Genomic DNA, 23,801 nt, shown 5'->3' with positions numbered 1-23,801 from the left:
GAACGTGATGGGAGCGCGCCCGGGCCTAGAACGGGCCCCGGCGCATGCCGCCACCCATGCCCCGGCCGCCGCCCGGCCCGCCCATGGGGCTGCCGCCCGAGGCCCCCGGTGACGTCGAGCCCGCGGGCGCGTTCGCCGCGGTGATGACGCGGTCGCCGGCCTTCAATCCACCCTCCACCACCTCCGTGTACGTGCCGTCCGTCATGCCGGTGCGCACGTTCACCGCGACGGGTCGCGGCTTCTGCTCCGGCTGGCGGCGCAGCACATAGACGGTGCGCATGCCGGCCGGGGCCGGGGCCTGCGCGGGCGCGTCCGGAGACGGCGCGGGGCGGTAGCGCAAGGCCGTGTTGGGCACGGACAGGGCCTGGTCCTTCTGCTGCGTGACGATGGTCACGTTGGCCGTCATGCCCGGCTTGAGCTTCAGGTCCGGGTTCGGCACGTCGATGACGGCCAGGTAGGTCACCACGTTCTGCACGGTGATGGCCTCGTTGCGGATCTGCCGGATGGTGCCCTCGAAGGTCTCCCCCGGGAAGGCGTCCACGGTGAAGGTGGCCTTCTGGCCGGGCCGCAGCTTGCCCACGTCCGCTTCCGCGATGCTGGTGTTGACCTGCATCTTGCGCAGGTCCTCCGCGATGGTGAAGAGCACGGGCGCCTGGAGGGACGCGGCCACCGTCTGGCCCACGTCCACGCTGCGCGAGATGACGATGCCGTCCGTGGGCGACACGATGGTCGTGTACTTGAGGTTCACCTGCGCCTCGTTGAGCGCGGCCTGCGCCTGGGCCACCGCGCCCTCCGCGGCCGTGACCTCGGCCTGCCCGCTGGCGGCGGCGGACTCCGCCGTCTCCAGCTCGGACTGGGAGATGAACTGCTGGGCGCGCAGCTCGCGCGAGCGCTCCGCCTGCTTCTTGGCCACGTCCGCGTTGACGCGCGCCTTCTGGAGGTTCGCGCGAGAGGCCGTCATGTTCGCCTTCGCCCGGTCCAGCGCGGCCTGCACCAACTGCGGGTCGATGCGGGCGATGACCTGCCCCTTCTTCACCTGCGAGTTGTAGTCGACCATCAGCTCCTGGATGCGCCCGGAGACCTGGCTGCCGACCTGCACCGTCACCAGCGCCGCCACGGTGCCGGTGGCCGTCACCTTGGCCGTGAGCTTCCGGGCCTCGGCGGGGGTCGTCTCGTAGGTGATGGCGTTCGCCGGGTTGCCGGCGCGCATGCGCCAGAACACCCCCGCGCCCACCACCACCAGGATGGCCAGGACCCAGGCCCAGCGCGGAACGCCGCGCTTGCGCCCCGCGTCCTCATCCAGCTCCACCGGCGCCAGGGCCGGCGCTTCCCGCGGCATCTCGCTCAAGGCCTTCATGCCCCTTCTCTACGTTTTGAAATGTTTCGGCGAATCTCGTCTCTATTACGAAAGATGACCCGCGGCGAGGCGGCCCTCCGCCGTGTCCGCCGCCCCCGCTCCGGGGAGCACGACGCGCGCGGTGGTGCCCTGCCCCGGCTGGCTCTCCAGCGTGAGGCGGCCGTGGTGGGCCTCCAGGATGCGGCGCACCAGCGCCAGCCCCAGGCCCACGCCGCCGGTGGTGCGGGCGCGGCTGCGGTCGGTGCGGAAGAAGGGCGTGCCCACGCGCGACAGGTCCTGCGCCTCGATGCCGATGCCCTGGTCCTGGATGTCCACCTGGAGGCTGTCCCCCACCGCCCGGGCGTGCAGCGTCACCGTGGTGCCGGGCTCCGAGTACTTCCCCGCGTTGTCGAGCAGGTTGTCCAACACGCGCCGCAGCAGCACCGGGTCCGCCTCCAGCGCGGGCAGCGTGCCGTCCACCTGGACCTCCAGCCGGTGCTTCGGCCGGGCGGTGTGGAAGCGGGCGGCGGCCTTGTCCAGCAGCGCGTTCGCGTCCACGCGCTCCAGGCGCAGGGGGGGCACGCCGCTCGCGCCGTCCGTCACCAGCTCCAGGCGGGACGTGGTGAGCACGTCGGACACCAGGCGCTCCAGCTCCGACAGGTCCTCGGTGATGTCGGGCAGCAGCTCGCGCGCGGTCTGCGCGTCGCCCTCCGCGGCCAGGTCCAGCGCCACGCGGATGCGGGACAGGGGCGTGCGCAGCTCGTGGGACACGTTGGCGAGCAGCTCCTTCTGCGAGCGCAGGAGCTGGGTGATGCGGCCGGCCATCTCGTCGAAGGCCTCGGACACCAGGCCCAGCTCGTCCTTGCGGCGCAGGCCCGCGCGAACATCCAGCCGCCCGGCGCCGAACGCGCGCGCCGCGCTGGCCAGCTTCTCCAGCGGGCCCGCGAGCGTGCGCGCGAAGGCGACGGAGGTGATGGCGGTGCACGCCAGCACGAGCCCCACGATGATGGCCGTCTGCCGGTCGCCGTCCGGCGGGGGCGGCGGAGGCGGCAGGGACACGGCGGCGTAGACCTGGACGGGGCCCGGGAAGGGGCTCACCACCAGCATGCGGCCCGGGCCACCGGGGCCGGGGAACGGGCCGCGCGGGCCGCTGCGGGTGACGCGCGAGGTGATGGCGGCGAGCTCCTCGGGGCCCACCGGGGGCGCGGGGTCCGGCCGCGTGTTGCCGAGCAGCGTGCCGTCCGCGGCGCGCAGGGTGACGCGCATGCCCATGCGCTGCTGGGCGCGGTCGAGCGACGCCTGGAGCGCGGCGGGGTGGTCGCGCAGGGTGGACCACTCGTCGACGAAGTAGGACAGCTCGTCGTCGAAGCGGTTGCGCCAGGACTCGTTGCGCAAGAGGTCGCGCGCGAGCATGAGCGACACGCCCACGAGGACGATCTGGATGACCCCCACCAGGTAGATGCGGGGGAGCAGGCCCATGGGGAGGCGGAAGAACCTCACGGCTCCGCCTCGGTCCCGGTGGCCAGCATGTAACCGGCGCCGCGGACCGTCTTGAGCAGACGCGGGTTGCGGGGGTCCACCTCCAGCTTCTGGCGCAGGCGGAAGATGTGCACGTCCACGGAGCGGTCGAACACCTCGTCCGCGCTGCCCTTCACCAGGTCGAGCAGTTGCTCCCGGCTGAGGACGCGGCCGGCGCGCTCGGCCAGCACGCGCAGCAGGCTGAACTCGTAGGTGGTGAGCGACAGCGGCTTGCCGTCCAGGGACGCGCTCAGGCTGCGCGGGTCCAGCACCAGGCGGCCCGCGTGCACGGGGTGGCTGGTGGGGCCCACCTTGCCGCGAGCGCGGCGCACCTGCGCGCGGATGCGGGCGAGCAGCTCGCGCGACGAGTAGGGCTTGGGCAGGTAGTCGTCCGCGCCGGACTCCAGACCCAGGACGCGGTCCGCCTCCTCGCCGCGCGCGGTGAGCATGATGATGGGGACGTCCGTGCGGGTGCGCAGCTCGCGGCAGACCTCCAGGCCGTCGCGGCCGGGGAGCATGAGGTCCAGGAGGATGACGTCGAAGGTGTGGCGGGCCGTCTGGAGGAGCGCGTCGGTGCCGGAGGCGGAGACGGTGACGATGATGCCGTGCTCCTGGAGGTAGCGGGCGGTGAGCCGCGCCAGGCGCTCATCGTCCTCGACGAGGAGCACCTGGATGGTGGCTTCCTCGGAACTCGTGGGGCGTGGGGTCGTCTCCATGGGTCGGGTCTCCGCGAGGGATGCGGTCCGCGTCCGGGCCGCGACCTGCAACCTCCCACCCCTACATTTCCAGGGGGCTACGGGCCCATGACGAAATATTACGAACGGAGGTCCGGCGGGACATCCCGGGGGCTGTCAGGGGGACGGCCGCAACGGACGGAAATTCAGGGCTCGCCGTGCAGCCGGGTGAGCGCCCGCCGGTCCACCTTGCCCGCCGGGGTGCGAGGCAGGGCCTCCAGCAGCCGCAGCGTCCGGGGCAGCTTGTAGCGGGCGAGCCGGCCCGCGCAGAAGGCCGTCAGCGCCTCCAGGGTGGGCATGGCGCCGGGCCGGGGGACGACGAGGGCGCGGGGGACTTCGCCCCACTTCGGGTCGGGGACGGCGATGACGGCGACCTCGGCGACGTCGGGGTGGCCGGCGAGGACGCTCTCGACCTCGGAGGGGTGGATGTTCTCGCCGCCGGAGATGATGAGGTCCTTGGCGCGGCCCTCGATGCGGAAGAAGCCCCGGGCGTCGCGGGAGGCCAGGTCGCCGGTGTGGAGCCAGCCGTCCACGAAGGCGCGAGCGGTCTCCTCCGGGCGGCGCCAGTAGCCGGCGCACAGGTGGGGGCCGCGAAGGAGCAGCTCGCCCACGTCGCCGGGGCGCTGTTCGCCGTCGATGCGCGCCTCGACGTGGAAGAGGGGCACGCCGACAAAGCCGGCGTGGGAGCGCATGACGGCGTCGGGGAGGAAGAAGTTGTTGGGGCCGCCCTCGGTGAGGCCGTAGCCGGTGCGGAAGGCGATGCCGCGGGCGAAGAAGCGCTCGAAGACGGGGGCGGGACAGGGGGCGCCGCCGCTGATGAGCAGCTTGAGGCGGGAGAAGTCCGCGGCCTCGAAGCGGGGGTGCCGCTGCATCTCGATGAACATGGTGGGCACGCCGAACACGAGGTTCACGTCGCCCGAGTCGATGAGGTCCAGGGTCTGCGCCACGTCGAAGGCGCGGCACACGACGGAGGCGCCGCCCACGTACACCAGGGGCAGCGTGAAGACGTTGAGGCCGCCGGTGTGGAACAGGGGCGCGTTGAGCAGCGCCACGTCGTCCTGGGTGAGGCCCCAACTGACGACGGTGTTCACGGCATTGGCGGTGAGCGAGCCATGCGTGAGCACGGCGGACTTCGGAAGGCCGGTGCTCCCGCCGGTGGAGCACAGCACCCAGGGAGCATCCGCCTCCAGTTCGATGGAGGGCAGCGCTCCGGACAGGCCGTCACGGGAGCAGAAGAGCGGATCCGCCAGGCACACCCAGTGCGCCGGGAGCCGGGGGCGCAGGGCGTCGGCCTGGGCGCGGAACTCCGGCCCGAAGCAGACGACGGAGGGGGCGGCGTCGGAGAGCAGTCCGTGGAGCTCCTCCACGCCCAGGCGCCAGTTGAGCGGCTGGAGCACGGCGCCCAGCCTGGCGCACGCGAACACGAGGTCCAGCGTCTCCACGCCGTTGTAGGCCAGGACGGAGACGCGGTCGCCCACCCCCACGCCCAGCCCGCGGAGCAGCAGCGCGGTCCGGTGGACGGAGTCATGCCACTCCGCCCACGAGATGCGCCGCCCACCCCGGAGCGAATCAACGAGCGCCGTGCGCTCCGGGGCGAGCGAAGCCCGCCGGGCCAGCCAGTCGTGGACGATGGGCATAGGACGAACGACCGGCTCGAAAACCGACGACCACGTCTCGGCGCGAGGCTACTGTGGAGAGACGCGCCTCGCACAATTCTATCGCTCCTCCAGGGCTGCTGGCACGATGTGGGTGTAGGAGCAGTTCAGCGCCCCCTTGGAGAAACCTCGATGCCTCCCGCCGAGAGCCCCTGGCAGTCCTCCTTCAGCCTGCCTGGGAGCCGGGTACCGTTCTTGTCCCGGGTCGTACTGCGTAATTTCCGCAGCATCCAGGCATGTGACGTCAGACTAGGACCGTTGACATTTCTCGTGGGCCCGAATGGCTCGGGAAAGAGCAACTTCCTGGACGCATTGAGGCTCATCACTGACGCGTTAAGAACCTCCCTGGACCATGCGCTTAGGGACCGAGGCGGAGTCAACGAGGTGCGGCGCCGATCCAGCGGTCACCCTACACACTTCGGAATTCGCATTGAGTTCCAGCTTCCTAATGGGGCTAGCGGTCATTTCTCATTCAGCGTTGGAGCCCGCTCTCATGGCGACTATGTCGTGCAGGAAGAAGAGTGCGCGGTCGGCAACGCGAAATATCGAGTTCGCGAAGGAGCCCTGCTCCTAAAGCCGTCTTCGGTCGCACCACCTGCGTCGGAAGATAGGCTCTATTTGGTTAATGCCGCAGGACTGCCTGAGTTCCGGCCACTTTTCGATGCCCTCTCGAACATGGGCTTCTACAACCTCAACCCGGATCAACTCAGGGCGCTTCAATCTCCAGATAAGGGAGAACTCCTTGCTCGCGACGGCTTCAACCTTCCGAGCGTGCTGGAACGCTTGGAGAAATTGGATGGCGACACAACAAAGCAGCGCATTGAAGAGTACCTCAGCGCAATCGTACCAGGCGTTGAGGGTGTAGATGCCAAGCGCGTTGGCCACATGGAAACGCTGGAGTTTCGTCAACACGTTGAAGGCGCGAAGGACCCATGGCGCTTCCCAGCTATCAACATGTCCGATGGGACGCTACGTGCTCTAGGCATCTTAGTCGCACTACTCCAAGCCCGAGTCGAGCGTCGGATCCAGGTGGTGGGCATCGAAGAACCAGAGGTCGCCCTCCATCCGGCTGCAGCCGGCATTCTTCGTGACGCACTTCGGGATGCGTCGCAGTACGCCCAGGTTATCGTTACAAGTCACAGTCCTGAACTACTCGATGACTCCAACATCCATGGTGAAGAGATCATCTCGGTGGTTGCAGAACAGGGTAAGAGCCTTATCGCCAGGGTAGATGAAGTCACCCGTGCTGCCTTACGTGACCATCTCTACACGGCCGGAGAACTCCTAAAAGCCAACCAATTGGCACCTGACATCCAGGCCGTTCCCGCGCTGGAACAACTTAAACTTTGGGGGAATGATCCCTGATGAAGCTAGGGCTCATCGTTGAGGGATATGGAGAGGTTGCTGCAGCCCCTATTCTCGTGAGGCGGCTGACTCAGTTCTTGTCACCGACCATCCATCCGGAAGTCCTGTTTCCCCACCGCATTCCAAGAGGGCAGCTCGTCAAAGATGAAGATTTAGGTCGCGCGATCAAGCTAACGGCCCAAAAGGTAGGTGGCGAGGGCCGCATCCTTGTTCTGCTGGATGCGGACAAGGATCTGCCCTGCGTGTTGGGCCCCAGGCTTCTCGACTGGGCAAGAAAGCACCGACCCGACCGGCTTATTTCTGTAGTTGTTGCGCAGTGTGAGTATGAGGCGTGGTTCATAGCGGCAGCTGAATCCCTGCGAGGCCAGCGCGGGTTGCCGACCAACCTTGAGCCCCCATCCCATCCAGAAGCAATTCGCGATGCAAAGGGATGGTTGAGCCAGAGAATGCCCGGCGGCTATCGGGAAACCATCGACCAGCCCGCCCTGACCAGCGTCTTCGACCTCGAAGCTGCCCGCCGCGCGGACTCCTTCGACAAGCTCGTCCGGGACATGGGCACGCTGCTGAACGTTCCCGTCCCACCGCGCCCCTGACCCGCGAAGCACGGGCGTCACACAGACGCCCGTGCCTCACATCACGTCATCAATCCCGCGAAACGAAGTGCGCGGAGATCTTGTTCCACACCGCCGGGGTGATGCCCATGCTCAGGTGGTCATAGGCCATGCCCTCCTGCTTCGCGTCGGCGGTCTTCTTCGTGGACGTCCAGCCCTGGGTGAGCTGCGTCACCGCCGCGATGCTCGCCTCGAAGAGCACGCCGTCGCTGCGCAGCGTGGACGTGGTGGACGTCATGCCGTCCGTCTCGAAGGGCTGAGAGCCGCCCGTCGTGCCGTACAGCACGTAGAGCGACGGCAGGCGCGAATCCAGGCCGTGCTCCGCCAGGCGCGTGATGAACTTGCCGCCCATCTCCATGGCCGCGTTGATGCCCAGGCCGTCCATGATGCGGTACTTGCCGTACATCAGCGAGTCGTACCCCTCACGGTTCTGGTTCGTGTTGTACGCGTGGTACGCGAAGCACGGCGAGCCCGCCGGGTCGAACGCCGTCGTGCGGCACACGCGGTGGTCGCTGGACGCCATGTAGCCGGCGGCGACCCAGGGGTTGTACGGGTTGTAGATGAGCTTCGTGTCCAGCCAGGGGAAGTAGCGGTTCTCGTCCGGATCGATGTTGTCCCACGCGGACGCGCTGCGGTCCGGGATGGGGTACGTGCCGCGCAGGTCATACGCCGCCTGCAACTGGCCCGGGTACGCCGTCACGTACTTGCCGCTGGTGTCCACCGCGCCGAAGAGGCTCATGTTGTAGTCGTCGAACTTGAACGACGACGAAGACAGGCCCTGGTTCGTGTTCAGCGTCTGCAGCGAGCTCGAGTACACCGGCGTGCCCGTGCTGGACAGGCCCGTGATGTTCGACAGGTAGATGCGGCGGAAGTAGTCCGTCCACACGCCGCCGGAACCCGCGCACACGCTCTCCGCGTAGGGGTTCTTGAACCAGGGCACGTCATAGCCGAACGTCACGCACTGCATCGCGGAGAAGTACGTCCACGGCATCGGGCCACGGCCCACCGGCGCGTTGGAGGCCGTGCTCGCGATGGTCAGCGTGTGGATGGGGTGGCGGAAGTTCAGGTCGATGCCCTTGTGCGGCCCGGACAGCGGCACGTACACGCGCACCGAGTCGTCATACGCCGGCACCTGCGACGCCTGCTCCTTCGCCAGCCGCTCGAAGAAGCGCGTCGTGCTGAAGCCGCCCCACGTGGCCGCGTTCGCCAGCCAGGGGTCCACCGCCAGCACGCCCTTGCTCCACGCCACCACGTCCACCCGCGCCACGCCCGGGTGCAGCGCCTTCACGCGCTGCACGGCGTTGGCCACGTGGATGGCGTGGTTGAAGTTGTCGCCGTGGAACGAGCCGAACGTCACCGCGTACACGCAGCGGCCCTTCGACTCCAGGTCCTGCACCATGCCCGTCAACTGCGCCGCGCCGCCGTAGGTGCCGCCCGAGCCGTTGTTGCCGTTGGGGAACAGCCAGACGTTCGCGTCCTGGATGGCGCCGTGCACCAGCAGCGTCGGCGTCAGGTTGACGTTGCAGGTGCGCGCCGCGGTGGCCCGCCCCTTGTGCAGCAGGACGAAGCGCGCCTCCGGCTTGGTGGGGCCGGGCGCGGGACAGGTGGCCCCGGCCGTCGTGGCGCAACTGTTCCCGTAGTAGAGGTTGAACGCGTTCACCAACTGCTGGTTCAGCGAACCGAAGTACGTCTTCAGCGGGTAGTCGCTGGACTGGTACGTGTCCTGGTCCCGCAGCTTCAGCGTGCGCGGGTTGTAGTACTCCGTGCGGAAGCGCTGACGGCCCTCCAGCAGCTCAATCTGGCCCCAGGACCACGAGGGCGGCGTGTACGTGCCCACCACGCGATAGGGGGTGGTGAAGTTGGTGGGGATGGCGTCGAAGTACGGGGCCAGGTCCGCGTCCAGCGGGGCCTCGGCCGTACCGACGGCCTCTTCCATCGGGGGCGCTTCCGCGGGCGGTTCAGCCCCGCAACCTGCCATCAGCAATGCGGCCGTGAGCGACAAACTCCAGGTGCTTCGCATGCGGACCTCCGGTTCGGTGAAGGGTGCGGCGACAGCGGACTGCGACTGAGAGTGGACACACGGGACGCACGAAGGGCCCCAGGGGCTCCCCGGAAGGCCCTCGCGTGCCTCACCGCGCGTCAGGAACGCCTAGCGGGCGTGCTCCTGGAGGAACGGGACGAGCAGGTCGTGGAACTCCTTCGTCTTCTCCAGGTGCGGGCTGTGGCCCGTGTCCTGGAGGACGACCTCGCGGTAGCGGCCGCCGTTGGCCGCGTAGCGCTCCATCACCTTGCGCATCTGCGACACCATGGGCTGCGGCGGGTACTGCTCCTCGCCGGGCCAGCCGGGCACCGCGCCCAGCTTGCCCAGGAAGCCGAAGTCGAACAGGGACGTGTCGGAGACGATGGCGTCGTCCGCGCCGCGGATCCACAGCACGTCCGGCCCGTTCGTCAGCGTCGCGAAGGAGGAGGTGTTGTAGTAGGCGGGCGCCATGGCGTTGTTCATGCCCGTGGTGCCCGGCGCCACGCCCGGCCAGTTCGGCGACTTGGCGAAGTTGCCCGGGTACAGCTCGTCCGACACGTGCGTGTCCAGCACGGAGTCCAGGAGCATCTCCTCGTCCGGGTGGCGGAACGGCGGCTTCACGTAGCAGCCGTTCATCACGTTGCGCGGCGACGTCTGCGACTCCGTGGAGCGGTCCTTCGTCTTCAGCCGCTGCACGAAGTCCGGGTTGGCCGTGCCGCCGCCGGAGCCCGCGAAGTCCGCCCAGCACGGCGTGCCGTCCGCGTCCTTCGTGCCGCCGAAGCCGTAGGGGGACAGCGGCGCCTCCACCACCAGGCCGGCCACGCGCTCCGGATGGTCGATGGACAACTGCATCACCATGCCCGCGCCCGCCGAGTGCGCCACGAACACCGCGCGCTTCAACGACAGCGTGTCCATCAGCGCCAGCAGGTCGTCCGCGAAGTCGCGCATGCCGCGCGTCGCGTCGATGGTCTTCTCCTCCGTGTGCCCGTAGCCGCGCATGTCCGGCGCGATGCCCCGGAAGCCCTGGGGCAGCGTCTTCATCAGCGACTCGAAGAACGCGGACGAGGAACAGTTGCCGTGCACGAAGATGACGGGAAAGCCGTCCTCGCCCACGAGCCGCGCGCGCACCCGGAGCCGCTGCGTGGGGATGTCCCGGATCTCGACCTTCCTGGATGAATCAGCCATGTGCGCGCTCCTGGTTGTGTTGCTTGAACTGGAAAGAGGAAAACCCGTGCGTCACGACGCGGCCCGCGCGTCAGCGGCGATGGCCGCCTCGCGCAGCTCGCGCTTGAGAATCTTCCCGGCCGCGGACACCGGCAGGGACTTCACCAGCTCCACCCGCTTGGGGACCTTGAAGCGTGCCACCCGGCCCTTGAGGTGCTCGAGCAGCGCCTCCGCCGAGGCCTCCGCCCCGGGCTTGAGCACCACGTAGGCCCGGCCGCACTCGCCCCACTTCGCGTCCGGCACGCCCACCACCGCGCACTGCTGCACGGCGGGGTGCTCGTAGAGGACGGTCTCCAGCTCCAGCGGGTACACGTTCTCTCCGCCGGAGATGAACATGTCCTTCTTGCGGCCCGCGATGGTGAAGAAGCCGTCCGCGTCCACGCGCGCCAGGTCCCCGGTGTGGAACCAGCCGTCCGCGCTGATGGCCTCCTTCGTGGCGGCGTCGTCCTCGAAGTAGCCGGAGCACATGGAGGGCCCCTTCAGCACCAGCTCCCCCACCCCGCCCACGGGCACCGCGTGGCCGGCGTCGTCCACCAGCTTCGCGTCGATGAAGTAGTTGGGCCGGCCGATGGAGCCCGCCTTGGACACCGCGAACTCCGGCCCCATGCTGAAGATGCCCGGGCCGAACTCCGTCATGCCGAAGCCCTGCTTGAAGGGCACCGGGTGCACCGCCTGCCACGCCTGGAGCAGCGGCACCGGCAGGGGCGCCCCGCCGCTGGTGACGAAGCGCACGGAGGAGAAGTCCGTCCCCCTCCAGCGCGGCGAGTCCATCAACTGCTGGTACTGCGTGGGCACCGCGAAGAAGAGCGTCACCTTCTCCTTCGCCACCAGCCCCAGCATCTCGTCCGGGTCCCACCGGCGCATCAGCACCACGGTGCCGCCCACGGTGAGCAGGGGCAGCGTGTAGACGAGCAGCCCGCCCGTGTGGAACAGCGGCGTGTGCGTCACCGTCACGTCGCCCTGACGGATTTCATGCACCAGCGTGTTGAGCGTGTTCCACGCCACCATGCGGTAGGACACCTTCGCGCCCTTGGACCGGCCGGTGGTGCCGCCGGTGAAGAGCAGGCAGAGGATGTCCTCCTCGCTCACCGCGTCGTTCGTCACCGGAGCGGCGGGCGCGTACGCCATGGCCTGCGCGTACGGGTCGGCGCCGGGCAGCCCCTGCGCCTCCAGGGACACCAGGCGCAGGCCGTCCCCCACGCGCTCGCGCACCTGGGCCACCGCGTCCTTGAAGTCGTCCCCGAACAGGAGCACGCGCGGACGGATGGCGCGCACGCCGTCCGCCAGCTCCGCCGCGTGCAGCCGCCAGTTGTACGGCACGAAGATGGCGCCCAGCTTCGCGCACGCGAACAGCGTGTCCAGGTACTCCACGCCGTTGTGCGCGACGATGGCCACGCGGTCGCCGCGCTGTACGCCCGCCACGTCCCGCAGCCAGCCCGCGAGCGCGTTGGCGCGCGCGTTCATCTGCTTGTAGGTGAAGCGGCCCGCGTCCTTGCGGGCCACGTCCACCACGGCCACCGCGTCCGGCCAGTAGAGGGCACCCCGCCCCATCCAGTCCCCGATGAACATGCGAAGAACTCCTGTCTGAATGAGGCGGGGTGTGGGGGGACTAGGCCGTCCAGCGGTAGAGGGCGGACGCCATGGCGAGGCCACCGCCGCTGGCGCAGAAGGCGACCAGGTCGCCCTTCTTCACCTTGCCCTGCACCACCGCGTCGTCCAGCGTCATGGGGATGCAGGCGGAGCCCGTGTAGCCCCACTTGTCCATGGTGTAGTGCGCCTTCTCCATGGGCTGGTTGAGCGCCTTCATGGTGGCCTCAATCGTGCGCAGGTTGAGCTGCGTGAAGACGAACAGCTTCACGTCGTCCAGCGTCTGGTCCGCGCGCTTGAGCAGCGTGTCCAGCAGCATGGGCCAGCGCTCGGTGTTGAACGTGGAGGGGAACTTGCGCACGAACTGCACCGCGGGCTTGCCGTCCGTGAGCGCCAGCGTCTCCACCGTGGCGGGCCGGTTCGTGCCGCCCGTGTAGATGCCCAGCGCGTCGTGGTACTCGCCGTTGGCGAGCAGCTTCGCGCCCAGGAAGCCCGGCTTGTCGGACGCGCCCAGCACCACCGCGCCCGCGCCGTCCGCGAACAGCGTGCAGGTCTTCTTGTCCTTCCAGTTCACGTACCGGGTCATCCCGTAGGCGCCCACCACCAGGATGCGCTGGTAGCTGTCGTCCGAGGAGATCGTCTTCGACGCCACGTCCAGCGCCGTCACCCAGCCCGCGCACGCGGCGTTGATGTCGTACGTGCCCGCGTTCACCGCGCCCAGCTTGGCCTGCACCACGGACGACGTGCCTGGGGAGAGGTAGTCCGGCGTGTCACTGGCCACGAGCACCAGGTCCAGCTCCTTGGGGTCCACCTTCGCGCGGGCGAGCGCCTCCTTCGCGGCGGCCACGGCCAGGTCGCTGGTGGCCTGGTGGTCCGCCATCACGTGGCGCTGCTTGATGCCCACGTTCTGCTGGAGCCACTCGTCCACCTTCTCGCCGAGGATCTTCTCCACGTCGGCGTTGGTGAGGAGCTTCTCGGGGACGTAGCGGCCGGTGGACAGGATGTTCGCGTAACGCATGACGGTGTTTCAGCTCCGGGGACCGCGTGACGGACGACGGGGGGAGGACTTCGACTTCGGGGGGGTGGGCTTCGACGGCTTCGCCGCGGCCTTCGGGGGAGGCGGCACGGACTGGAGGTGGGGAGGCAGGCCGTGGGACAGCAGCGTCATCGCCGTGTCGAGCACGCGCTCCAGGCCCATGTCCTCCTCCCAGAGCACCCAGCGCATGCCCAGGAAGTCGCCAATGCCCATCAGGCAGTAGGCGAGCGCCTCCGGGTCCATGCGGCGCACCTCGCCCGCGTCCATGGCCTGCTGGAGGCCGCGCACGTAGCCCTTGGCGAAGCGGTCGTAGTAGCGGCGGTAGCAGTCCGCGTCCACGAACTCCGCCTGCCGCACCACGCGGTAGAGGTTGGGGTGCTGGCGCACGAACTGGAAGAAGGCGCGCAGGCCCTCGCGCTCCACCTCCAGGCGCGTGGTGCACGCCGCCGTGGACTCCGCGATGAGGCGGCGCAGGCGCGCGCCCAGCTCGTCCACCACCTCCACGAAGATGGACTGCTTGTCCGGGAAGTACACGTAGAAGGTGCCCAGCGCGACGCTGGCCTTGCGCGTGAGGTCCGCGATGGACGCGCGCTCGTAGCCCTTGTCGCCGAACACCGCCTCCGCGGCCTTCAACAACTTCTGCCGCGTCCGCTGGCCGCGCGGCGTGACAGGGACGCGTTCTGAAGTTGAAGGGCGATTCATCTTTCAGGACGGGTAGCACCCGGCCGACCGCCCTGTCAAAAGCGGATGGATGGCTCCTTGCGTCAAAGACAGACATGGACGCGCGGCGTCAAACACCTCGCGCGCCTGGCTGCCTGGGGCCCCGGGGGGTCGGGTGGAGGACGCTCCGCCACCCTCAACCATTTTGCGTGCAAACGGACTTGCACTTCCGGACAAGTGCATATAACTTCACCGTCCACTGCCAAGACCGCTTATAAAAATAAGGTCTAAAGCCCCATGGACGCCCTGGATTATCGCATCGTGGACATGCTTCAGCGCGATGGCCGGGCCACGCAGTTGGAGCTGTCACGCGGGGTGAAGCTGTCCCAGCCGGCGGTGGCGGAGCGCATCCGCAAGCTGGAGGAGAAGGGCGTCATCACCGGCTACACGGCGCGCGTGGACGCGACGCAGTTGGGCAAGGACATCACCGCCTTCATCGGGGTGAGCATCGAGCACCCCAAGCACTTCGAGGGCTTCGCGCGCAAGGTGGCGGAGCTGCCGGACGTGCTGGAGGCCCACCGGGTCGCGGGGCAGGACTCGTACGTCTTGAAGGTGAAGACCGCGAACACGCGGACGCTGGACTCGCTGCTGGTGGAGACGCTGCGCACCATCCCGGGCGTCACCCGCACGAGCACCACCATCGTCCTGTCGACCTTGAAGGAAGACACGCACGTGCGTGTCCCCGATGAGCTGTTGAACGGAGAATGAACATGAGCGCGGACGCTATGAGTGCACCCCTGCCCCCTCCTCCGGCCTACCGGCTGTCCCAGCGCATGTCCCGGATGAAGACGTCCGCGGTGCGCGAAATCCTCAAGATCGCCGAGCGCCCGGACATCCTCTCCTTCGCCGGCGGCCTGCCCGCCCCGGAGCTCTTCCCGAAGGAGGCCATCGCCAGGGCGTTCGCGGAGACCTTCGCCAGCGACGCGGACGGGCGCTCCGCGCTCCAGTACAGCACCACGGAGGGCTTCGCCCCCTTGCGCGAGTGGATCGCCGGGCACCTGGCCCGCAAGGGCCAGAACGTCCACGCGGACCAGGTGCTCATCACCAGCGGCTCGCAGCAGGGCCTGGACCTGGCGGGGAAGATCCTGCTCGACCCGGGTGACCTGGTGGTGGTGGAGGACCCCAGCTACCTGGCGGCGCTCCAGACCTTCGGCGGCTACGAGGTGGAGTTCGCCACCGTGCGCAGCGACGACGCGGGCATGGACATGGATGACCTGGCGGCCCTGCTGAAGAAGCGCCAGCCGAAGCTGCTCTACGTCATCCCCAACTTCCAGAACCCCAAGGGCACCACCCTGTCGCTGGAGCGCCGCAAGGCCCTGGTGCGGCTGGCCCAGGAGCACCGCTTCATCATCCTGGAGGACGACCCGTACGGCGAGCTGCGCTTCAAGGGCGTGCACCTGCCGTCGCTGGCGTCGCTGGACGACCAGGGCGTGGTGCTGTCCCTGTCCACCTTCTCCAAGACGCTGGCCCCGGGCCTGCGCCTGGGCTGGGTGACGGGCCCGAAGGCGCTGCTCAAGCCGATGACCATCGCGAAGCAGGCCACGGACCTGCACACCGCCACGCTCGCCCAGCGCGCCACGGCGCGGCTGCTGGAGACGTTCGACTACGCGGGCCACATCCAGGCGCTGATGCCCATCTACGCCCAGCGCGCCAACGCGATGCTGGACGCGCTCAAGGCCCACATGCCCCAGGGCACCCAGTGGACCCGGCCGGACGGCGGCATGTTCCTCTGGGTGGAGCTGCCCGGCGGTCTGGACGCGGCGAAGCTCCTGCCCCGCGCCGTGGAGCAGAAGGTCGCCTTCGTCCCCGGCGCGCCCTTCTTCGCCAACGACCAGAAGCCCCAGTTCATGCGGCTGAACTACTCCAACCGCCCGCCCGAGCTCATCGTCGAGGGCATGAAGCGGCTGGGCTCCGTCATCTCGGACGCCCTCTAGTTCCCCGTGCTCCGGCCCCCAACGCACCGCGTCGGGGGTCCGGGGCTCATGAGAAGTTGAAGCTTGATTCAGGTTTCAGCCTCCGCGGCGCTGGCCAGCGCCCGCGCGGTGTGCGTACCCTTGCGCGCGTTTTTTCTTTGGACGCCCAGGAGAGGCACATGCATCTGAAGGACCTGAAGATCATCGTCACCGGTGGCGCGCAGGGCATGGGCGCGCACTTCGCGCAGCGCATCCACGAGGCGGGCGGCCAGGTGGCCGTTGGCGACGTGAACGAGGAGAAGCTCGCGGCGCTGCCGGCGGGCATCCACCGCCGCAAGCTGGACGTGTCCAGCGAGCAGGACGTCACGGACTTCGTGCAGTGGGCGCACGGCGCCATGGGCGGCCTCAACGGCCTCATCAACAACGCGGGCATCCTGCGCGACGCGCTGCTCGTGAAGAAGGACCGCACCACCGGGCAGATCAAGAAGCTGTCCACGGCGGACTGGAACGCGGTCATCGGCGTGAACCTCACCGGCGCCACGCTGATGGTGCGCGAGGTCGTCTCCAAGATGGTGGAGACGGACCAGCGCCCCGGCGTCATCGTGAACATGTCGTCCATCGCGCGGCACGGCAACCGCGGCCAGTCCAACTACGTGTCCGCCAAGGCCGCGCTCGCCGCCAACACCGTCACCTGGTCGCGCGAGTTCGCGCCGTTCGGCATCCGCGTGGGCGCCATCGCCCCGGGCATGATTGAAACGCCCATGACGCAGGGCATGAACCAGAAGGCCCGCGACGCGCTGGTGGCCGCCATCCCGGTGGGCCGCATCGGCGAGCCGGAGGACATCTGGCAGGCCGTGAAGTTCATCGTGGAGTGCGACTACTTCAACGGCCGCACCATCGACGTGGACGGCGGCCACAACTTCTAGGCCGCCCGCTGCAACCGCGCCCCGGGCTTCAGGCGCTCTTGCGCTTCCGGGGCGCGGGCTTCACGTCCACCCAGCGCTCCGCCCACTTGCCCAATTCGTCGATGACCTTCCAGAACGCCTGACCCTTCTGTGTCAGGCGGTACTCGGAGCGGATGGGCGGGCCCGGGTCCACGTGGCGCTCCACGATGCCCTCCGCCTCCAGGTCCTTGAGCCGCTCCGACAGGACGCGCTCGCTGATGGTGCCGATGCGCTCCGTCAGCTCCCCGAAGCGGCACGGCCCGTCCATCAGGATGCGCAGGATGACGCCCGTCCAGCGCCGGCCCAGCAGGTCCGCCGCCGCCAGGAACCGCGTGCACAGCGGGCTTGAGTCGTCATGCATCGTGTCCGCCTCCCCCCGGAAGTATAGCGCCCGCCCCCTCCTCGCGGCACACACTTACTTTTTGGAAGTTACTTGCGAATTAAAAGTGACGCGGGTAGCCATGGGGGGTTCGCAACGGAGGACGACACGCATGGCGACGCCGAACACGGCCCTGGACACGGACGCGCTGGAGCAGCTCTTCACGGAGGCCCGCACGCACTCGGGCTGGCAGGACCGGCCGGTGACGGACGAGACGCTGCGCCGCATCTACGAGCTGGCGCGCATGGCACCCACCGCAGTCAACAGCCAGCCGGTGCGCCTGGTGTTCGTGCGAAGCCACGAGGCCAAGCAGAAGCTCAAGCCCTCGCTGTCCCCGGGCAACGTGGACAAGACGATGCAGGCGCCGGTGACGGTCATCGTGGCGTACGACACCGCGTTCCACGAGCAGATGCCCCGGCTGTTCCCCTCGCGCGACATGAAGAGCGTCTTCGCCGCGCAGACGCCGGAGGCGCGCGAGCAGGCGGCCTTCCTGAACGGCACCCTGCAGGGCGCCTACGTCATCCTCGCGGCGCGCGCGCTGGGGCTCGACTGCGGCCCCATGGGCGGCTTCGACAAGGCGAAGGTGGACGAGGCCTTCCTCCAGGGCACCGGCTGGAAGTCGAACTTCCTCCTCAACCTGGGCTACGGCGACCCGGCGAAGCTCTTCCCGCGCAACCCGCGCCTGTCTTTCGAGGACGCCTGCCGGCTGGCCTGACGCCGTCCAATCCCAGACAGCGCACTCGGCCCCCCGTTCAATGGCATCAGGCGGCTACAATCCTGAGTTTCTAGGTTAATCAGGAAGAAGCTGCCCCGGCGTCGGTTCCACGGGGCGCGGGGCCGGTGACGGGAGGCAAGCGCGGTGGGGCGGGCCTAGTACAACTGCTCGAGCGGCATCATCGTGCCCGCCTCGAACTCGGGCGCGCGGCGAAGCTGGTCCAGCACGCGCGGGGCGCACCTCAGGTGCAGCATGGGCAGGGAACCGCCCGGCTCGCTCATGGCGCGCACGGCGCCCACCAACTGGTGTGCCTCCAGCCAGCGCATGAAGCTCTCGCGGAAGCGGGCGTTCTCCGCCTGGCCTTCCTTGTAGATGTCCGCGCGCGAACGCATGGGTGCCCGTGAGGCCGCGGCGGGACGCTTCGGCGCGGCCGACTCCCGGGGCATCACCGTGACGTCGATGTCGCCCCCCGGCTGGGCGTCACGCTCCACGCCGCCGGAGCCCGGCAACGCGCGCACCGTGCCTCCGCTGCCCGGCAGCGGACGCACGGCGGCGACGGAGGACATCCGGGCCGAAATGTCTTGGGGTTCGCCCGGCACGCCATTCTTCCTGCGCATGGCCACATCCTCCCCAGGTCCGGTGCTCACGTGGCACCGGCCCCGGCAACTACCGCGTCACCTGAAAACAGCCAGGCCCTTCCCCGTCCGGTGGTTCGCCGAGCGAGGAAGCTTGATGGCATTGGCCAGAATCAAATCTCTCACTTCCAACGCCGTCAAGTCAGGGGCACGGCAACGATACAGCGCGGCGATTCCCGCGACATATGGCGCCGCCATGCTTGTGCCGCTCATTCGTTCATAGAACGCCTGATTGTTGCAGCGGCGTTCAGTAGACGAATACACATTCACCCCGTAGCCCATGACGTCAGGCACGACGCGACGCCCCACGGCGCCGCTGGCGGAGAAGGTGGCCACGTTGCGCTCGAAGTCGACTGCCCCCACCGCCAGCGCCTCGGGAAAGGCCGCTGGGTAACCAACCGTGTCGGGTCCACTGTTACCCGCCGCGACAATGGGCAGGATGTTGCTGTCCAGAAGCCGACGCAGCATGGCCTGCAGCGCGCGCTGGTTGAGCAGGTAGTCCGCTTCGGAGATGCCCGGGGGCGGCTGCAGCGGGAAGCCCAGCGACAGGTTGACGACGGCGGGACGTGACGCGTTCTCCGGACGGCTGAACTGGTGCAGCAGCCACTCCATGCCGGCGGCCACGCGGCCCAGGCTGGTGCGGATGGTCTCCGACTCGATGACGGACGCGGCGTACAGGTCCACCTCCGGCGCGACGCCGTGGTGCACGCCCGCGGCGATGCCGCACACGTGCGTGCCGTGGCCGTCCGGGTCGAAGCCGCGCACGTCGCGCGCGGGGTTGTGCGGCGAGTTGGGGAAGAGCGAGACGTAGCGGAACTGGATGGTCTTGCTCGCGTGCTCCGGGTGGTCCGCGTCCACGCCGGTGTCCAGGATGCCCAGCATCACGCCGGCGCCCCGGATGCCCTGGGCGTGCGCCAGGGGGACGCCGGACTCGTCAGGCCACTCGCGCTGCGCGAGCGAGCTCATGCCGCGGTTGCGCGGCCCCGTCTGTCCGGCGGACACCGGACCGGGGAAGGACAGGGGCACCACGTCCGGGATGAACTCGAACTCCTTCGCCAGCTCGCCCCGGGCCGCCTTCTCCGCGTCCCGGGAGTAGAAGTGCGCCATGGTGGCGCCGATGAGCGGCATGAACCGGTAGCTGCCGGCCTCCGCGCCGGCCTGCTCCGTCACGGGCGCGCCCGGCATGGGCGTGGCGTCGACGTCGCTGGCCTTCTTGCCGCGGGCGCCCTTGCGGCCGCGCCGCGCCGGGCCGCTGACCTCCGGCTTCATGCCGGGCAGCGTGGCCGAGCGCAGGCCGAGCGCGGTGAGGGCGTCCGGCGCCTTCTGGGCCGCGCTGAAGCGCAGCGCGGTGCTGCGGCTGAGGACGCGCTCGCCCTGCGCCGTGCCACGCACTCCGGGCCGGGCCTGCGTCTCGATGGACTCCTTGGGTACCAACAGGAAAGACTTCATGGGTGTGCTCCTTGGACCGCTCAATCCGCGCCGGGCCCTGAAGGAAGAGCACCTGCGGTACGACCGCGCCCACCTGGGGACCCTGACAAGCCCCTTCGGATCCGGTGGGTCGGGCTCGCGGGCGCGCGCCCGGAGCCGTTGCATCACCTGCCCTCCCCTCTCCCCATGCGCTGGGGGCCAACCGGGGGATTTGACCGCGACCCCCTGACAAAAAATCACGGGATTCCCGTAATAGACACCTCTTGTCTGGGGTCTCGGTCCTCACTCGGCTTCCCCGAACCTCCGGAAAGACAACGGATTCCCTCCGTGGGACGAGGGCAGTGGCGGGGGGCGCACACGGGTTCTGTCCACCAGCGGATGTGGGGAAGGGGCAGGCAGGAGGGGCGGGGGCCCAAGAGGGCGTCCGGGCGGGGCTTGCGAGCCCGGCGGGCGCGGGGGTGAAAAAGAGGTGGAGGGAAGCCCGGGATGCGCCGATTGTTCGGCTTCCATCCGCCCGGAGTACGTCCGCGCGGAGCCCTGGCCTTTCTGGAGCCCCCTTGATTCCCTATTGGCACGCCCCCTCGTTCAAGCTGGGGCCCCTGGAGCTGAACCCCTTCAACGTCTTCGTGGCGGCGGGCATCCTGCTGGCCGCCCGGCTGCTGACGAAGCAGGCGGAGCGCGAGGGGCTGGACCCGAACCCGCTGGCGGACTTCGCGATGTGGGGGGTGGCGGCCGGCATGCTCTTCGGCCACTGGGTGCACCTGTTCTTCTACCACCCGGAGGAGCTGTCCAAGAGCCCGTTCCAGATCCTCCGGTTCTGGGATGGCCTGTCCTCCTTTGGCGGCCTGCTGGGCGGCATCCTGGCGGCGGTGGTGTTCTTCCGGGTGAAGAAGCTGCGCTTCAACGACTACGCGGACAGCTTCGCGCTGGGCGTGGCGCCGGGCTGGGCGGTGGCGCGGCTGGGGTGCTTCGCGGTGCACGACCACCCGGGGAAGCTGACGGACTTCTTCCTGGCGGTGCAGTTCCCCAATGGCAACCGGCACGACCTGGGCTTCTACGACGCGGTGGTGCTCTTCGCGCTCACCGGCCTGCTGTACGCGGTGCGGGACCTGCCGAAGATGAAGGGCCGGCTGTTGCCGCTGCTGGCGCTGCTGTACGCGGCGTGCCGCTTCGGCCTGGACTTCCTGCGGGCCACGGACCTGTCGTACGTGGACGCGCGCTACTTCGGCCTGACGCCCGCGCAGTACGGCAGCCTGCTGCTGGTGGCGTACGGCCTGTGGGGCCTGTTGCGCAAGCAGGCGCCGAGCGCGTCCTCGCACAAGCCGTCCGCGCCGCAGGGCCGGGTGGAGACGGCGCGGTAGCAGCGCCCACGTTTCGCATCGCTTCGTCTCGCTTCGTGGGGGGTACCGCGTGAAGGCACTGGCGTACGACGCGTTGATGGCGCCGCTGGGCTGGGTGGGGTTGAACGCCGCCCGGCGGCACCTGGTGGAGGGGCTGTCCGGCAAGGTGCTGGAGGTGGGCGTGGGCACGGGCATGGCGCTGCCGGGCTACCCGGCCACGGTGACGTCGGTGACCGCGGTGGACGTGGACCTGGGAGCGCTGGCGCGGGCTCGGATGCGCCGGAGCGGCGTGGCGCTGCTCCAGGCGGACGCGCAGGCGCTGCCGTTCACGGACGGCTCGTTCGACGCGGTGGTGTCCAGCCTGGTGTTCTGTTGCGTGGACGCACCGGCGACGGCGCTCTCGGAGGTGATGCGGGTGCTCAAGCCGGGCGGCGAGCTGCGCCTGCTGGAGCATGTGCGAGCCCCCCACCCGGCCGTGGCTACCGCGCAGGACCTGCTGACGCCCGCGTGGCGCAAGCTGACCGGCGGCTGCCGCCTCAACCGGGACACCTTCCGGCTGGTGGAGGCCACGGGCTTCCACATCCTCAAGCGCGAGCAGCACCTGGGCGGCGTGGGCGAGCTCATCTTCGCGCGGCGGCCCTGAGCCCCACTTCAGGACGGGGCTCGTACGACCCGCCCCGGCAGGTCACTTCCGACCTGCCAGGATGGATTCACCGACGGGATGTCAGAGGTCTCCCTAGGATGGCGTGAGTGCTCGCGGCGGACCTCCCCGCCGCGTCCCATCTTGTGAGGCCCTGACGCATGTTGCGCGCCCTTCGCCCCCTCTTCGCAGTGCTGGTGTTCGCCGGCTGTGGACCCGACGTCGCTTCGGAGTCCGCGCCCGACCTCGTGAGTGCTCCGGCCGCCCTGGCGGACTCCGACCGTCACGGTGGCGCCAGTCCCCGTGAGGGCTCCGTGCGGCTGTCCACCGGGGTCACGCTCCGCTACGTCGAGCAGGGCCGCCAGGACGGGCCCGTCGTCGTCTTCCTGCACGGCTATACGGACTCGCATCACACCTGGGACCTGGACCTGCCGCGCTTCCCGCGCGACTTCCACCTCTACGCGCTGGACCAGCGCGGCCATGGGGACTCGTCCCGCCCGGCGTGCTGCTACACGCAGCAGGCGTTCGCGAAGGACGTGGTGGCGTTCCTCGACGCGAAGCACGTGTCGCGCGCCGTGCTCGTGGGCCACTCCATGGGCAGCTTCATCGCGCAGCAGGTGGCGCTGGACTTCCCCCAGCGCGTGAAGGGGCTGGTGCTCGTGGGCTCCGCGCCCACCGTGGCGGGCAATGAAGTGGCCCTGGGCCTCAAGGAGGTCGTGGACACGCTGACCGACCCCGTGGACCCCGCCTTCATCCACGAGTTCCAGGCCAGCACCTTCTACGCGCCCATCCCCGCGTCGTACCTGGACACGCTCGTGTCGGAGAGCGCCAAGCTGCCCGCGCGCGTGTGGCAGGACGCGCTGGACGGGCTCATCGCGGAGGACCACTCCGCGCGCCTGGGCCGCATCCGCGTGCCCACGCTGATCATCGGCGGGGACCACGACGGCTTCTTCTCCGTGGAGGAGCAGCGCGCCCTGGCCCGCGCCATCCCCGGCTCCAGGTACCTGCTCTACCCGGAGACCGGCCACGCGCCGCACGCCGAGCGCCCGCAGCGCTTCGTGAACGACGTGCACCACTTCCTGCAGCGCCTGTAACCCTCCGGGCTCAGGCTCCGGCCGCCCCGGGTTCCGCCGGGCGGCCGGGGTCGCCCCGGGCCAGCACCACCACCGCCACCAGGATGAGCAGGCCGCCCAGGCCCTGCCGCAAGGACAGCCGCTCGCCCAGGAAGATGGCGCCCAGCACCACCGCCATCACCGGCTCCAACGTGGACAGCAGCGACGTGTTCACCGGGCCAATGCGCTTGAGGCCCGCGAAGAACGTCAGCATGGCCACCACCGTGGACAGCAGCGCCAGCCCCGCCACCGCGCCCCAGCCCCCCGGCGTCCGCGGAAAGGACGGGCCCTTCACCAGCATCAGCGCCCCGAAGGCGACCCCCGCGGACAGCGGGACGACGGTGCTCGCCGCGAGCGGCCCCGCCGGCCCCGCCACCCGCGCGCTGGACAGGACGTAGAGCGCGTAGATGACCGCCGACAGCACGCCCAGGCCAATGCCCAGCGGCTTCGCGTCCGGGCCGGGGTCCACCGTGAGCGCCGTGCCACACAGGGCCAGGGCCACCGCCAGCCAGCGGCGGCGGCTCAGGTGCTCGCGCCCCAGGGCCACCTGGATGAGGGCCACCAGCGCGGGGAAGAGGTAGAGCAGGAGCGCCACCAGCCCGGCGGACGCGTGCTGGAGCGCGATGAAGTAGACGCTGCCTTCCGTGAAGTAGCCCACCGCGCCCAGCGCCACCAGGCCCCACAGGAGGCGGCCCCGGGGCCACCTTCCGCCCTTCGCGACCATTACGCCCGCGAGCACCAGGCCCGCCAGCGTGAAGCGCAGGAAGAGCAGCGTGGGCATGTCCGTGCCCGCCGCGTAGGCGAGGCGCGCGAACAGGCCCAGCGCGCCAAAGGAGGCGCCGGACAGGGCGACGAGGAGGAAGCCGGCGGTGCGGGTCCGCATGGCGCT

The 23,801-nt window shown here is 69.4% G+C and carries 22 protein-coding genes; 9 read left to right on the top strand and 13 right to left on the bottom strand.

Annotation, left to right across the window (positions count from 1 at the left end):
* Positions 1–25 precede the first annotated feature (25 nt).
* The 4 genes from K8612_RS30775 to K8612_RS30760 form a co-directional block, all read right to left on the bottom strand.
* Positions 26–1,357: an efflux RND transporter periplasmic adaptor subunit gene (locus K8612_RS30775; protein ID WP_223764882.1), complete on the bottom strand. Its 1,332-nt coding sequence runs from the start codon at positions 1,355–1,357 to the stop codon at positions 26–28.
* A gap of 45 nt (positions 1,358–1,402) precedes the next feature.
* Positions 1,403–2,836: a HAMP domain-containing sensor histidine kinase gene (locus tag K8612_RS30770; protein ID WP_223764881.1), complete on the bottom strand. Its 1,434-nt coding sequence runs from the start codon at positions 2,834–2,836 to the stop codon at positions 1,403–1,405.
* Positions 2,833–3,570 (bottom strand): response regulator transcription factor, encoded by a 738-nt coding sequence (locus K8612_RS30765; RefSeq protein ID WP_223742535.1) that lies wholly within the window; start codon positions 3,568–3,570, stop codon positions 2,833–2,835. The genes K8612_RS30770 and K8612_RS30765 overlap by 4 nt, the downstream gene beginning before the upstream one ends.
* Positions 3,571–3,734: 164 nt before the next feature.
* Positions 3,735–5,225 (bottom strand): long-chain fatty acid--CoA ligase, encoded by a 1,491-nt coding sequence (locus K8612_RS30760; RefSeq protein ID WP_223764880.1) that lies wholly within the window; start codon positions 5,223–5,225, stop codon positions 3,735–3,737.
* Between K8612_RS30760 and K8612_RS30755 the strand changes: the two genes are divergently transcribed.
* On the top strand, positions 5,115–6,608 hold the full coding sequence (locus K8612_RS30755; protein ID WP_306799753.1) for an AAA family ATPase: 1,494 nt from the start codon (positions 5,115–5,117) through the stop codon (positions 6,606–6,608). The two genes, K8612_RS30760 and K8612_RS30755, sit on opposite strands and share 111 nt — an antisense overlap.
* Positions 6,608–7,201: a DUF4276 family protein gene (locus K8612_RS30750; RefSeq protein ID WP_223742538.1), complete on the top strand. Its 594-nt coding sequence runs from the start codon at positions 6,608–6,610 to the stop codon at positions 7,199–7,201. Before K8612_RS30755 ends, K8612_RS30750 begins: the two co-directional genes overlap by 1 nt.
* Before the next feature lie 49 nt (positions 7,202–7,250).
* On the opposite strand, the gene K8612_RS30745 is transcribed toward K8612_RS30750, so the two are convergent.
* The 5 genes from K8612_RS30745 to K8612_RS30725 all read right to left on the bottom strand — a co-directional run bounded on the left by K8612_RS30745 (position 7,251) and on the right by K8612_RS30725 (position 13,788).
* Positions 7,251–9,155 carry a triacylglycerol lipase gene (locus K8612_RS30745; RefSeq protein WP_223742539.1) on the bottom strand — a complete coding sequence of 635 codons (1,905 nt, stop codon included), beginning with the start codon at positions 9,153–9,155 and terminating at the stop codon, positions 7,251–7,253.
* 213 nt (positions 9,156–9,368) lie between these two features.
* Positions 9,369–10,424 (bottom strand): alpha/beta fold hydrolase, encoded by a 1,056-nt coding sequence (locus tag K8612_RS30740; RefSeq protein WP_223764879.1) that lies wholly within the window; start codon positions 10,422–10,424, stop codon positions 9,369–9,371.
* A 51-nt stretch (positions 10,425–10,475) separates the two neighbouring features.
* On the bottom strand, positions 10,476–12,032 hold the full coding sequence (locus K8612_RS30735) for a long-chain fatty acid--CoA ligase (protein WP_223742541.1): 1,557 nt from the start codon (positions 12,030–12,032) through the stop codon (positions 10,476–10,478).
* Between the two features lie 40 nt (positions 12,033–12,072).
* Complete coding sequence (locus tag K8612_RS30730) at positions 12,073–13,068, bottom strand: 3-oxoacyl-ACP synthase III family protein (protein WP_223742542.1); 996 nt, start codon at positions 13,066–13,068, stop codon at positions 12,073–12,075.
* Positions 13,069–13,077: 9 nt separating this feature from the next.
* The gene (locus K8612_RS30725; RefSeq protein WP_223764878.1) at positions 13,078–13,788 is read right to left on the bottom strand and encodes a TetR/AcrR family transcriptional regulator; all 711 of its coding nucleotides are present in this window, start codon (positions 13,786–13,788) and stop codon (positions 13,078–13,080) included.
* Between the two features lie 255 nt (positions 13,789–14,043).
* Between K8612_RS30725 and K8612_RS30720 the strand changes: the two genes are divergently transcribed.
* From K8612_RS30720 to K8612_RS30710, 3 genes are all read left to right on the top strand, one after another.
* On the top strand, positions 14,044–14,514 hold the full coding sequence (locus K8612_RS30720; RefSeq protein ID WP_120620617.1) for an Lrp/AsnC family transcriptional regulator: 471 nt from the start codon (positions 14,044–14,046) through the stop codon (positions 14,512–14,514).
* Between the two features lie 2 nt (positions 14,515–14,516).
* A complete protein-coding gene (locus K8612_RS30715) occupies positions 14,517–15,740 on the top strand; it encodes a PLP-dependent aminotransferase family protein (RefSeq protein WP_223764877.1) in 1,224 nt (407 codons plus the stop codon).
* 158 nt (positions 15,741–15,898) lie between these two features.
* The gene (locus tag K8612_RS30710; protein ID WP_223742545.1) at positions 15,899–16,645 is read left to right on the top strand and encodes an SDR family oxidoreductase; all 747 of its coding nucleotides are present in this window, start codon (positions 15,899–15,901) and stop codon (positions 16,643–16,645) included.
* Between the two features lie 28 nt (positions 16,646–16,673).
* Here the strand turns inward: K8612_RS30710 and K8612_RS30705 are convergent, their stop codons facing one another.
* Positions 16,674–17,024 carry a helix-turn-helix domain-containing protein gene (locus tag K8612_RS30705; protein WP_223742546.1) on the bottom strand — a complete coding sequence of 117 codons (351 nt, stop codon included), beginning with the start codon at positions 17,022–17,024 and terminating at the stop codon, positions 16,674–16,676.
* 130 nt (positions 17,025–17,154) lie between these two features.
* On the opposite strand from K8612_RS30705, the gene K8612_RS30700 reads away from it, so the two are divergent.
* On the top strand, positions 17,155–17,757 hold the full coding sequence (locus K8612_RS30700; protein ID WP_223764876.1) for a malonic semialdehyde reductase: 603 nt from the start codon (positions 17,155–17,157) through the stop codon (positions 17,755–17,757).
* A 155-nt stretch (positions 17,758–17,912) separates the two neighbouring features.
* On the opposite strand, the gene K8612_RS30695 is transcribed toward K8612_RS30700, so the two are convergent.
* Positions 17,913–18,374, bottom strand: a complete 462-nt coding sequence (locus K8612_RS30695; RefSeq protein WP_223742548.1) for a hypothetical protein — start codon at positions 18,372–18,374, stop codon at positions 17,913–17,915.
* Positions 18,375–18,431: 57 nt separating this feature from the next.
* Complete coding sequence (locus K8612_RS30690; RefSeq protein WP_223764875.1) at positions 18,432–19,841, bottom strand: S8 family serine peptidase; 1,410 nt, start codon at positions 19,839–19,841, stop codon at positions 18,432–18,434.
* Between the two features lie 536 nt (positions 19,842–20,377).
* Here K8612_RS30690 and K8612_RS30685 point away from each other — a divergent pair.
* The 3 genes from K8612_RS30685 to K8612_RS30675 all read left to right on the top strand — a co-directional run bounded on the left by K8612_RS30685 (position 20,378) and on the right by K8612_RS30675 (position 22,894).
* Positions 20,378–21,181, top strand: a complete 804-nt coding sequence (locus K8612_RS30685; protein WP_223764874.1) for a prolipoprotein diacylglyceryl transferase — start codon at positions 20,378–20,380, stop codon at positions 21,179–21,181.
* A 49-nt stretch (positions 21,182–21,230) separates the two neighbouring features.
* Positions 21,231–21,803, top strand: a complete 573-nt coding sequence (locus tag K8612_RS30680) for a class I SAM-dependent methyltransferase (protein WP_223764873.1) — start codon at positions 21,231–21,233, stop codon at positions 21,801–21,803.
* Between the two features lie 158 nt (positions 21,804–21,961).
* Positions 21,962–22,894: an alpha/beta fold hydrolase gene (locus K8612_RS30675; protein WP_223764872.1), complete on the top strand. Its 933-nt coding sequence runs from the start codon at positions 21,962–21,964 to the stop codon at positions 22,892–22,894.
* Positions 22,895–22,904: 10 nt separating this feature from the next.
* Here the strand turns inward: K8612_RS30675 and K8612_RS30670 are convergent, their stop codons facing one another.
* The gene (locus K8612_RS30670) at positions 22,905–23,795 is read right to left on the bottom strand and encodes a DMT family transporter (RefSeq protein WP_223764871.1); all 891 of its coding nucleotides are present in this window, start codon (positions 23,793–23,795) and stop codon (positions 22,905–22,907) included.
* Positions 23,796–23,801: the final 6 nt, after the last annotated feature.

The sequence above is a fragment of the Corallococcus sp. AS-1-6 genome (assembly GCF_020037015.1).
GTDB lineage: Bacteria > Myxococcota > Myxococcia > Myxococcales > Myxococcaceae > Corallococcus.
Note: the sequence above shows the minus strand (reverse complement) of the source record. Positions and strands in the feature narration are given on the sequence as shown.